At 45.3% G+C, this 12,580-nt stretch carries 6 protein-coding genes; 3 read left to right on the forward strand and 3 right to left on the reverse strand.

Features of this window, described 5'->3' with window-relative positions; translation table 11 throughout:
- Positions 1 to 2: 2 nt before the first annotated feature.
- Genes nqrC through HMPREF9431_RS04975 form a run of 3 tightly spaced genes read right to left on the reverse strand, consistent with a single transcriptional unit; the run spans position 3 to position 3,250 of the window.
- Entirely contained in the window at positions 3 to 716 is a 714-nt protein-coding gene (gene nqrC / locus HMPREF9431_RS04965; RefSeq protein WP_004380063.1) for an NADH:ubiquinone reductase (Na(+)-transporting) subunit C, read from the reverse strand.
- A 5-nt stretch (positions 717 to 721) separates the two neighbouring features.
- Positions 722 to 1,879 carry an NADH:ubiquinone reductase (Na(+)-transporting) subunit B gene (locus HMPREF9431_RS04970; protein WP_040561142.1) on the reverse strand — a complete coding sequence of 386 codons (1,158 nt, stop codon included), beginning with the start codon at positions 1,877 to 1,879 and terminating at the stop codon, positions 722 to 724.
- 21 nt (positions 1,880 to 1,900) lie between these two features.
- Positions 1,901 to 3,250 carry a Na(+)-translocating NADH-quinone reductase subunit A gene (locus HMPREF9431_RS04975; protein WP_004380065.1) on the reverse strand — a complete coding sequence of 450 codons (1,350 nt, stop codon included), beginning with the start codon at positions 3,248 to 3,250 and terminating at the stop codon, positions 1,901 to 1,903.
- 206 nt (positions 3,251 to 3,456) lie between these two features.
- Between HMPREF9431_RS04975 and HMPREF9431_RS04980 the strand changes: the two genes are divergently transcribed.
- From HMPREF9431_RS04980 to rho, 3 genes are all read left to right on the forward strand, one after another.
- The gene (locus HMPREF9431_RS04980; protein ID WP_004380067.1) at positions 3,457 to 7,848 is read left to right on the forward strand and encodes a translocation/assembly module TamB domain-containing protein; all 4,392 of its coding nucleotides are present in this window, start codon (positions 3,457 to 3,459) and stop codon (positions 7,846 to 7,848) included.
- Between the two features lie 151 nt (positions 7,849 to 7,999).
- Complete coding sequence (gene rpsA / locus HMPREF9431_RS04985) at positions 8,000 to 9,781, forward strand: 30S ribosomal protein S1 (protein WP_004380069.1); 1,782 nt, start codon at positions 8,000 to 8,002, stop codon at positions 9,779 to 9,781.
- Positions 9,782 to 9,942: 161 nt separating this feature from the next.
- Positions 9,943 to 11,967, forward strand: a complete 2,025-nt coding sequence (gene rho / locus HMPREF9431_RS04990; RefSeq protein ID WP_004380071.1) for a transcription termination factor Rho — start codon at positions 9,943 to 9,945, stop codon at positions 11,965 to 11,967.
- Positions 11,968 to 12,580 lie beyond the last annotated feature (613 nt).

Here is a 12,580-nt window from a genome sequence, read left to right on the forward strand (position 1 = left end):
CACTATTGATTAGAGGAATGTTCATTCAAAAATACCAAATATTTGCTCAGCCCTTCGTGCAACATGTCGCGCACTCCATTGCTGGTGAGCGTTGCACCCGTGACTGCATCGACCTGTGTTGCGGGGTCATCAACCTTCTTTTCAACACCTAAAGCAATGGCCTTGTCATTGTCTCCAGCAAACAATTTCTTGCCTTGGAACTTGGCTTGCCATGCCGCATTGTCTTTAATCTCTGCACCCAATCCTGCGGTTTCGCTCTCGTGGTTGAAATAAACACCATAAACAGTGGCCTTGTCTTCATTCAAAGCAATATAGCCACTAATAGGTCCCCAAAGTCCCATTCCATAAACAGGAATGACATATTTGCGCTGCCCATTCACCTTGCAAACATATAAAGCAAGTCGACCTGCCTTATAATCCTTGCTTTCCAGTTTAAAACCAGCCTGTTCGCCACCGGGCTTTCCTGCATTTAACACATGGCCTTGTGCGTCAATAATCTCATCGGCCTCAACCACCTCCTTATAGATTTTATCGGCCACCTCATTGCTCAAATCACGAATATTGAGCGCATTGAGTATCTGCTTTTTCTTGTCCAACGCCACATTGGCATCCTGTTGTGGTTTCAACCCCTGAAAAACAAAGGCCAAAAGGAAAGCCACAATAACAACAATTACGGCAGAATAGATAATTGTATATGAATTAGAATTCGTCTTCATTGCCTTTATTTATTCATTAGTCGTTTTGCACGCTGTGAGATATTGCGTTGCACTACACAATAATCAATCAACGGAGCCACCATATTTCCAAAGAATATCGCTAACATCATGCCTTCGGGGAAACCGGGATTCATCACACGGACAATGATAGCCATCGCGCCAACAAGGAAACCATAGATGTATTTTCCCGTCTCGGTGCGTGCTGAAGTCACCGGGTCGGTGGCCATAAACACTGCTCCAAAGCAGAAACCACCTAAGATAATATGCTCATACCACTGCACAGGTGTCATGCCCAACGCATGGAATAACAACGCCATCACAACCCCTCCACAGAACACAGCACCCATGGTTTTCCAGCTTGCAATACCCGTCCACAAAAGAATAACTGCACCAATAGCAATCGCAATGACACTCGTCTCGCCGATAGAACCGGGGATGAAACCGATAATCATATCGGCAATAGAAGCGTGTGGAAGTGCTCCTACAGCCAACTCACCTAACGGTGTTGCAGCTGTTAAAGCATCAGGCAGGTCATTTCCTAAACCTAATAGGGAATGATTAGCAACCCAAACACGGTCACCCGTCATAGCATTAGAATAAGAGAAGAACAGGAACATACGTGCAGCAATCGCTACATTGAAAATATTCATACCCGTTCCGCCAAAAATTTCTTTTGCAAAAACAACTGCAAAAGCACAGGCCAATGCCAACATCCATAATGGACAACTCACGGGAACAATCAAAGGAATGATGATACCCGACACCAAATAGCCCTCTTGTATCTCTTCATGCTTCCATTGTGCCCAAGCAAATTCAATTCCAAGACCAACGACATAGCTCACGACAACTTTCGGAAGAACAGCCAATGCGCCATAGAAAAAGATACTCCAAAACGATGCTTCCGCCAATTTTCCTGCGAGAAGATAATTCTGATAGCCCACATTATACATTCCGAAAAGCAACGCCGGAAGCAAAGCAATCACCACAAAGCTCATGATTCGCTTTGAATCAATAGCATCATGAATATTCGTTCCTGTCGTTGCAGTGGTGTTAGGAACAAACAAAAAGGTCTCAAGCCCTTCGAACACACTTTGGAAAGCGTGTAATTTTCCACCCGCATCAAAGTTGGGTTTAATCTTATCGAGATATTTTCTTAAACTCATCATGATTTATATTCGTTTACGTTAAGCATTCTCTTTGCGCAACATGTCAAGTCCACGACGCACAATGGCCTGGAGTTCCAACTTCGAAGAATCAACAAATTCCGCTAAAGCAAAGTCTTCAGGGCTCACCTCATAAATGCCTAATTGTTCCATTTTATCAATATCTTCAGCAAGAATTGCTTTAATCAAATACTCACCATAGATGTCCATCGGCAGCACTTTATCATACTCACCACTCATAATCATGTGGCGTTCACCGCCCTTTACACGTGCATCAAGATTGTATTCACGCTTACCTAACAGCCAAGAGAAGTAACTTCGCGAGGTAGAAAACTGCCGAAAGCGAGGCAAAATCCATCCCAACATCTCGTGCAAGTTATCTCCTTCCGGAATAACAGTAACCTCTGATGTATGCGCACCAACAGCACCTTCAAGTGTCGTTTTTGCACCCGTTAGCGGATTGCCATTGATGATACGCACATGCTCTGTATGCTTAAGTTGCCCATCTAAAACAACAGCCAAAGGGGTACCCACCAACGCTTCTACATAGGTTGGATGATTGACCTCACTTCCTGCCACGACTATTACACGGCGAAGGTCTACCTTCCCCGTCAAAAACAAGCGGCCAATCATAATGACCACCGCGGGATCAACCGTCCAAACGACCTCACCTTTATTCACAGGTGCAATATGATTAATCTGAACACCCACATTTCCTGCAGGGCATTTCCCCTCTATCACATGCAACTCCACCTGTTTTGCTTGAAACAAAGCGGTTGCAGTTTGACACTTATGCACACTTAAATGAGTCGTTTGCATCTTCGACAAAGCCGTCAAACCAGCTTGAAACGCAGCTTCATTGCCCTGCAACTCCACTTCGAAATCGGCAGCCAAAGGCATATCACGGAAAGCCGAAACAAAAATATCACGCGGCAAGGTATCGGGGGTCGTTGCCACAGCATAAGGTAATTGTTGAATAAAGCCAAACAAACCCGCTTCCAACAGCGCTTTTTTCACCTCATCTCCTGTGAGCGTCTCGACATCACGCCGACCGAAATCCACATAATCTTGTGTCTCATCTGCCTGAATGGTAATGGCTAAAACCTTACGCCGATCACCGCGAACGACAGCCGTAATCTCACCACTTACGGGAGAAGCAAACTTTTCTTCAGGATATTTCTTATTCACAAACAATGCGTCTCCAGCCTTAACACGATCGCCTTCGCGCACAAGAACCTTCGGAATAACACCGCCAAAACTATCAGGAACCACAGCATATTGCTTACTCTTGAGTGGCGTTACCTGAACACTTTTCGCTTTACCCGTTAGGTGAATGTCTAAGCCCTTACGCAACTTAATTACATTTGCCATAACTATTTTATATAATATTATTTTTCATTTCCTCAAATCAGTCGAAATAACCGGTGCAAAATTAAGGAAAAATAAGCATAAAGGAAAGAAAAAAAGTCAAATTATTCCCGTATATTCCTTTTTTCATGTATTTTTGCAACATCACAAAATTAGGGGGAAAGCATCTGAAACGACTTAAACATATTGTCAATAGTGTAATATGGGCCATGGCGGGTCTATATTTCCTACTGGTTATATTGCTGCACATCCCTGCTGTAAAAACATGTATCGGCAACGTAACAAGCGATGCACTTGCAGAGAAATTAGGTGCAAAAGTCGAAATCCAGGAGATTAATTTAGGCTTTCTCAATCGCATTATTCTTGACGGAATAACCATTTACGACCAGCAACAGCAGAAGTTATTAACCTCATCACGCACATCCATCAAGGTTAATATTTTATCGCTTCTACAAGGAAAGGTCTCCATTTCTTCTGCACAATTATTTGGTGCTACTGCCAACACCTATCGCCAAACAGCCCACAGCAAGCCCAATTATCAATTTGTTCTCGATTCACTTGCCTCGAAAGAGCCACAAAAAGAGTCGAGACTTGATGTTACCATTGGCTCATTAATTATTCGCAATGGCACGCTCATCTATCACCAAAAAGATGCACCAAAGACCATTGGACAACTCAATTTAAAGCATCTGTACATTACAAACCTCAGCGCACATATCTTGGTTAACACCCTAACCAACGATAGCTTAAACTTGCAAATCAAGCGTTTGGCACTTGATGAAGCCAGTGGTATGCACCTCAACGCGTTGACAACAAAACTACAAGCCAACAAAAAAGAAGCCCGCCTGAGCTATCTCAACATCGATATGCCCGGCACATGTATCCGCATAAAAGACGGCATCGCACATTATCAGTTTGAAAACAAGCAATTAGCCCTGCCCACACTGACCTATAACCTCACCCTCTCACCCTCCTACATTCGCCCTTGCGACTTTGCGTTCTTATTGCCTGCACTACGCCCTTTCGTTAAAAAAATAGACGTATCAACAGGGATTAGTGGCACAAGCTCCTCACTTCGTGTACACCATTTGCATCTTTCCGGCTCCAGCATTTACCTTTCTGCCAACGGAACAATGCGTAATTGGCAAAACAATCTGCAATGGAAGGGGCACATTAACACCCTCAGTTTGCGCGCTAATGGCATTCAGTTTATGGTGGACAATTTAGGACAACAATTCCATATTCCGCTTGAGATTACCCGATTGGGAAACATTTATTTTAAAGGCGATTTAGATGGACATCACGAAAACATCGCGCTAAAAGGCAACCTCCATACCGATGCAGGGAATGCCAAATTGGCGGTGAACCTACAAAGCAATCGTTTTAAAGGACACATCGAAACAACCGGAATAGCCTTAGGGAGAATTACAAACAATGCCCAGTTTGGCAATTTTAAAGCACAACTCGATGCCGATGGTTACTGGCAGGGCAACGCACTGGGGGTGAAAGCGAAAGGTGTGATTGACCTGTTTGATTACAACCAATACACCTATCACAACATTTCACTGAATGCAGCCATAGAAAAAAAGAACCGTCAGATGAACTTTGATGGGAAGTTTGATATGAATGATCCCAATGGAGAAATACACCTTAATGGTTCATTTAGCAACATGGGTAAACTTTTTAATGCCAAATTACAAGCCAATGTGGCGCACTTTAACCCACAATCTCTGCAACTTTCGAAGCAAATCCCTACTGCTTTTTTCGGCATGCAAATAGATGCCAATATCAAAGGGCACAACCTTAACACCGCATTGGGTAGCATACGTGTCAAAGATTTTGACATGCAAGCCCCCAATAAGCATTATCATCTCAATGCCTTGACCTTGCAAGCGGGCACCGAAGAGGGTGTGCATACCATTCGTTTAGACAGCGATTTCGGACAGATGCGTTTAAAAGGAAACTATGACTATGCCACACTTTCCAACAGTATCACCAACATTATTGCTACAAAACTCCCCACCCTTCCCGGGCTGCCACATTACAAGAAAATAAAAACAAATGATTTTACATTTGAAGCCAATATTCAAAAAAGCGATTGGTTGCAACAAGTATTCGACATAGATTTAGACCTGCAACAGCCTCTTCGGCTCAATATGATGGTGAATGATAGACACCATTTAATGGACATCTTAGCGCAAATGCCCTCGTTTACCTATGCCGGACAACACTTTGAGCGAGGCTATCTGTACCTTTCTGCATTGCAAGACACACTGAAAGCCAATATCCAAACGCGGAAAGTTGACGAAACCGGGCATGGGGTTTATCTCAATGTGCAAGCCAATGCCGCCGACAACAAACTGAATTCTATCCTCACCTGGAGAAATCTTAAAGGAAAAAGTATATGGGGTTCGCTGCGCAGTGAAGCCACATTTTTCACTCATCAAAAGTTAGCTACAGCACATATCCGCATCCATCCTTCCGATATATGGGTTGACAAAACCGCATGGAAAGTGCAGCCCAGCGACATCATCTATCAGGCAAAGCACCTGACTATCGACCATTTTGCAGTAGTGCACGACGACCAACATATTGTCATTGCAGGTGAGGCTACGCCCCATTCAAATGATTCTATCACGGCCGAATTAAAAAATATTGACGTGGCCTACATCCTTAATTTGGTAAACTTCCACGCAGTAGACTTTAGCGGAAAGGCAACAGGGCGTGCACATGTCTCTAACGTTTTTACGAAGCCTCAGGCTGCAGGAACATTTAAAATTAGTGATTTTAAATTCCAAGAAGGGCGCATGGGCACACTCCTTGCAAATGCAACTTGGAATGATAAGGCCGAACAAATTGATATTGATGCCACAGCACACGACACACTTACGCAGGACAATCGCACCACGACGATGCTTGCACTGACGAATATTCGGGGCTATGTGTCGCCTACTAAAAATTATATTGATCTCAATATTGCCGCCAACAACACCCGCATAGCGTTTTTAAAGAGCTTTTGTGACAGCTTTATTGACCGCATAGAGGGCTATGCTTCAGGCGATTTCAAAGTGGCAGGGCCGCTGAGTAACATTAATTTATCGGGCGATGCCATCGTCAATGGGAAGGCACATCTGAGCACACTCAACACAGAATATACACTGAAAGATGCGCACATGCATGCCATTCCGGATGAGATTTATCTCATGAATGACACGCTCTACGACAAGGATGGCCATCATGGGGTGCTCTATGGGGTGCTCCATCACCAACATCTCACACAAATGAGTTACGACTGTACGATTGAAGCACACAACCTTTTGGTCTATGATACCCACGAATTTGGCAACAACACGTTTTATGGAACAGCCTATGCAACGGGACGATGTGACATCAAAGGTCGGCCTGGAAACGTGGATATCAACATAGATGCACGTCCGAATCAAGGTACACAGATTGTATATAATGTGGCCAGTCCAACGGCGATTGCCGACCAAGAATTCATTCATTGGCGAGACAGAGAGCAGGAAGCATTGCAAATGGTGCAAAATAAACCACAACAAAATGCAGATGAGGAGTCGGATATTCCATCGGATATGCACATTAATTTCCTCATCAACATGACACCTGATGCCACCATAAAACTGCTTATGGACAAAGCTACAGACGACAACATCACACTACACGGTTCTGGAGGTATTCGCGCCACCTATTATAATAAAGGTGGATTTGATATGTATGGCAATTATCTTGTCGACAATGGCATGTATAAGCTCACCATACAAAACGCCATTAAACGCGATTTCAGCTTTATACCCGGAGGAACAATCAGCTTCGGAGGTGACCCCTATCATGCTGCATTAAACCTCAAGGCGCAATATACGGTGCAAGGAGTTAGTCTGTCCGATTTAAATATTGGTCGCAGTTTTGCCAATAACAACATCCGCGTAAACTGCTTAATGAATATCACCGGGACGCCTGCTGCCCCAAAATTAGACTTTAATCTCGATTTGCCAACACTCAACAGCGATGCAAAACAAATGGTTTTAAGCCTCATCAATAGTGAAGAAGAAATGAATCAGCAGGTGCTCTATCTGTTGGCTATAGGCCGATTCTATACCCAAGCATCGAACAATGCAGCCACGGAGACCGGACAAAGCAAAACCAGTTTGGCCATGCAGAGCATTCTCAGCGGAACAGTAAGCCAACAAATTAACAATGTGTTGAGTAGCGTCATCAACAACACCAACTGGAATTTCGGAGCCAATATATCAACAGGTGACGAAGGATGGAACAATGCTGAATATGAAGGAATCCTAAGTGGTAGGCTTTTAAACAACCGCCTTTTGTTCAATGGTCAGTTTGGTTATCGTGACAATGCCAACGCAACAACCAGTTTCATTGGCGATTTTGATTTGCGCTACTTGCTGTTTCCGAATGGTAATTTCGCCATCAGAATGTACAATCAAACCAATGATCGCTATTTCACTCGCAATAGTTTGAACACGCAAGGCATTGGCTTTATTCTGAAAAAAGATTTCAACGGAATAGGCGAACTATTCAGAAAGAATAAGCACAGAATAGAAATAAAAAAAGTTAAATAACTGCTTTCGCCAAGAAAAATAAAGTGCAAAAGCATAGCATTCTTACGAATTCATGTACCTTTGCAGGCGTTTTCGAGCACACCTATTATAATATGGTGTGCCACAATTCACATAAAGTCTAACTTTATTAATTAAATTTTTTATTATTTTTATGTCAGATTTAAAGAACGTACAACCGTTGGCAGACTTTGATTGGGACGAATTTGAGCATGGTACCCAAGCAAATGTCAGCAAGCAAGACCTTGAAAAGGCCTATGATGAAACCCTGAATAAAATTCAGGAGCATCAAGTAGTAGAGGGCACCGTGATTGCACTCGACAAGAAAGAAGTTGTGGTAAACATCGGTTACAAGAGCGATGGTATTATTCCAGCTTCAGAATTCCGTTATAACCCCGATTTGAAAGTTGGTGACAAAGTTGAAGTCTTTGTTGAAAACCAAGAAGACAAGAAAGGTCAGTTGATGCTTTCTCACAGGAAAGCTCGTCTCAACAAGAGCTGGGATGAAGTGAATGCTGCCCTTGAGAACGAAGATATTGTTCAGGGTTATATCAAGTGCCGCACGAAGGGTGGTATGATTGTCGATGTATTTGGTATTGAAGCATTCTTGCCCGGAAGCCAGATTGACGTTCATCCTATACGCGACTACGATGTATTCGTGGGCAAAACCATGGAATTCAAAGTAGTTAAGATCAACCAAGAGTTCCGCAATGTTGTTGTTTCTCACAAGGCTTTGATTGAAGCTGAGTTGGAAGCACAGAAGAAAGAAATTATTTCTCACTTAGAGAAGGGTCAGGTGCTCGAAGGCACAGTGAAGAATATTACTTCGTATGGTGTATTCGTTGACCTCGGCGGTGTAGACGGATTGATTCACATTACCGACCTTTCTTGGGGCCGCGTAAGCGATCCTCATGAGGTTGTTGCACTTGACCAAAAGATTAATGTCGTTATCTTAGACTTCGATGAAGGCAAGAAGCGCATTGCACTTGGTTTGAAACAACTCACTCCTCACCCATGGGATGCCTTGAGTCCCGACCTCAAAGTGGGCGACCATGTGAAAGGTAAAGTTGTTGTAATTGCTGACTATGGTGCATTTGTTGAAATTCAACCCGGCGTTGAAGGCTTAATCCACGTGAGCGAAATGTCATGGAGTCAGCATCTCCGTTCAGCACAAGATTTCTTGCATGTTGGCGACGAAGTTGAGGCAGTTATCCTGACGCTCGATCGCGATGAGCGCAAGATGAGCTTAGGTATCAAGCAACTGAAGGAAGATCCTTGGGAGGCTATTGAGGTGAAATATCCTGTAGGTAGCAAGCACACTGCAAAGGTTCGCAACTTCACCAACTTTGGTATCTTCGTTGAACTCGAAGAAGGTGTTGATGGCTTAATTCACATCAGCGACTTGTCATGGACGAAAAAAGTTAAGCATCCTTCAGAATTCACCAATGTAGGGGATGAGATCGAAGTAGTTGTTTTAGACATCGATAAGGAAAATCGCCGTTTGAGCCTTGGCCATAAGCAGCTCGAAGACAATCCTTGGGATACTTATGAGACACTCTATACCCCAGGTTCTGTGCACGTAGGTAAGATTACACAGCTCATGGACAAGGGTGCAGTCATTACATTGAACGAAGGTGGTGAAGGTTTTGCAACACCCAAACACCTCGTGAAGGAAGATGGTTCGCAAGCACAACTTGGTGAAGAACTGCCCTTCAAGGTAATAGAGTTTGTGAAAGATACCAAGCGTATCATCCTCTCTCACAGCCGCACATTTGAAGAAGGCAAGGACGATGTCGTTGCAACGAAGCCCGCACGCAAGCACAGTGCGCACAAGGGCGACGCAGCTGCTCAAATCAACAACGTAACAGCCGGAACCTCTTTAGGCGACTTAGACGTGTTGGCTGATTTGAAAGCTAAGATGGAAAAAGGCGAATAATCATTCTTTTTCACTTCATATTAGGGGGTCTGCTTTGAAAAAAGCAGGCTCTTTTTTTGCACATACAAATATTTTATTTACCTTTGCAGCAATTAAAAACAAGGCGTTTCCATCCGTGAAACGTTATTCCATCAACAAAATATTTTCACATACAATTAGATATGTATAGTAAAGATGAGCTATTACCTAAAAGCATTCCGGATTTAAAAGTAATCGCAGAAGGCTTAGGTGCAACAATTCATGCCAATGATAGCCAAGAGGATATCATTTATGCGATACTCGACAAGCAAGCGATTGAAGAGGGAAACAAAAACCCCTTGACAACGAAAAGAAAACGCACACGCATTGCTAAAAAGGAGTCTGACCACGTATATAGCGTGAAAGGAAAAGCTGGAGAAAATCTCGACACAAAGAAAAAGGCAACCAATTTGGAGCAGAAATCGCTCTTTAATGAAACTGATATGGAAGCAAAAACTGTTGAAGAAAACACAAAGGCCGAGAACCCCGAAGAGGTTTTGGCCACGATGCCCAAACACAGAGGACGGAAATCGAAAAAAGAACTTGAAATCATTGCTGCTGCAGAAGCTGCACAAAAGGCACCTGATGCGGAAGAAACAACCGAAAGTTCGGCCGCAGAAGAAAATGTTGCGGAAGCTAAAACCGCCGAGGCTGCCGAAAAAGAGGCTGCGAATGATGCGCCTGAAACCACGGCTGCAACGCAAAAGCAGGCAGACATCCCCGAGTTTGCCATTCCCGAAGCACAATTCAACACGGCAGCCAACAGCGATAACGACAGCGAGAAAGAGGATCTGTTGGCGCAACTGCAAGCCAAAATCAAAGACCGCGGCAAGGAGCGGAAGACCGCACCTGAAGAAACGCGCGCCGGTGTTTGGGAGGGCGACCCCGGCAATGGTACAGACTTTATCATCGCCGTTGACATCCCTATCGAAGATCAAGGTGCGGTGCCCAACTACGACATGTTTGACAACCCCACCATCGGCATGGCCAACCAGCAGAGCTTTCAACGGCAGGCTCCCACCCGACCCACCGAGGAGAAATTTGATTTTACCAATCTCATCAGCGCCAACGGCGTGCTCGAAGTGATGTCCGACGGTTACGGTTTCCTGCGTTCCAGCGACTACAACTACCTCTCATCGCCCGACGATGTCTACATCACCGCCAACATCATCAAGAAACACGGTTTGAAAACGGGCGATGTCATCGAATGCCACGTGCGCCCACCCCATGAAGGCGAAAAATATTTTCCACTCACCAGCATCGACAAAATCAATGGCCGCGACCCTGCCGAAATGCGCGATCGCATGCCATTCGAACACCTCACCCCACTCTTCCCCGAAGAGAAATTCACACTCTGTGGCGACCGCCGCACCACCAATCTCTCTACACGCATCGTCGACCTGTTCTCGCCCATCGGCAAAGGTCAGCGCGCCCTCATCGTGGCACAACCCAAGACGGGTAAGACCATCTTGATGAAAGACATTGCCAACGCCATCGCAGCCAATCACCCCGAGGCCTACTTGATGATGTTGCTCATCGACGAACGCCCGGAGGAAGTGACCGACATGGCGCGCACGGTGAATGCAGAAGTCATTGCATCGACCTTCGACGAGCCGGCCGAACGCCACGTGAAAATTGCCGGCATCGTGCTCGAAAAGGCCAAACGCATGGTGGAATGTGGTCACGACGTGGTGATATTCCTCGACTCCATCACCCGTTTGGCCCGCGCCTACAACACGGTGAGCCCCGCCAGCGGCAAGGTGCTCACGGGTGGTGTGGATGCCAACGCCCTGCAAAAGCCCAAACGCTTCTTTGGTGCAGCGCGCAACATCGAAGGTGGCGGCTCGCTCACCATCATCGCAACGGCCCTCATCGACACGGGCAGCAAGATGGACGAAGTGATTTTCGAGGAATTCAAAGGCACGGGTAACATGGAGCTGCAGCTCGACCGCTCGCTCAGCAACAAGCGCATCTTCCCGGCTGTCAACCTCGTGGCTTCGAGCACCCGCCGCGACGATTTGCTGCAAGACAAGACCACGCTCGACCGCATGTGGATATTGCGCAAATTCATCAGCGACATGAATCCCATCGAAGCCATGAACGCTATTCACAGCCGAATGGCGCACACGCGCGACAATGACGAGTTCCTGCTCTCGATGAATTCGTAGGCTCGTGGAGCACACCTAAAAAAGAATCCGCAGACACACACAATGTTTGCGGATTTTTCTTTTTGCAACAACGAAGGTGCAACCACCGCGAAAATGTTTTTCCACCGTTGCCGAAAAGGTCGGTTGGCAGTAGTGCCTCGGGATTTTCTGCGCCGCAAGGTTGCACGTCAAAAAAAACCGAGTTTTTTCTGCGCTGCAGGGTTGCACGTCAAAAAAAACTGAGTTTTTTCTGCGCCGCAGGGTTGCACGTCAAAAAAAACTGAGTTTTTTCTGCGCCGCAGGGTTGCAAGTCAAAAAAAACCGAGTTTTTTCTGCGCCGCAGGGTTGCAAGTCAAAAAAAAACCGAGTTTTTTTCTGCGCTGCAGGGTTGCAAGTCAAAAAAAACCGAGTTTTTTCTGCACCGCAGGATTGTTTGCGCGGAAAATAAAATTTCTCGTGGTGCACGACGGTTGCACATTCAAGAAAGCTATAGCGCATTGGCCGCGAGGTCGGCCATCAAGCGCAATTCAATTTTTGAGATGCCATTTGCCTTCAACGTGCTCCAATCTTGTTTGAAAGCATCCATCAACATGCCTCTCAACTTGCCCGGCCTATCATGTTGCACGTTGTTCTC

It is taken from the genome of Segatella oulorum F0390 (assembly GCF_000224615.1).
Lineage (GTDB): Bacteria > Bacteroidota > Bacteroidia > Bacteroidales > Bacteroidaceae > Prevotella > Prevotella oulorum.

Bases quoted from the DNA above. Each gene is read 5' to 3' on its own strand.
- HMPREF9431_RS04970 (WP_040561142.1), bottom strand. From the start codon at position 1,879: ATGAGTTTAAGAAAATATCTCGATAAGATTAAACCCAACTTTGATGCG.
- HMPREF9431_RS04975 (WP_004380065.1), bottom strand. From the start codon at position 3,250: ATGGCAAATGTAATTAAGTTGCGTAAGGGCTTAGACATTCACCTAACG.
- nqrC (WP_004380063.1), bottom strand. From the start codon at position 716: ATGAAGACGAATTCTAATTCATATACAATTATCTATTCTGCCGTAATT.
- rho (WP_004380071.1), top strand. From the start codon at position 9,943: ATGTATAGTAAAGATGAGCTATTACCTAAAAGCATTCCGGATTTAAAA.
- rpsA (WP_004380069.1), top strand. From the start codon at position 8,000: ATGTCAGATTTAAAGAACGTACAACCGTTGGCAGACTTTGATTGGGAC.
- HMPREF9431_RS04980 (WP_004380067.1), top strand. From the start codon at position 3,457: ATGGCGGGTCTATATTTCCTACTGGTTATATTGCTGCACATCCCTGCT.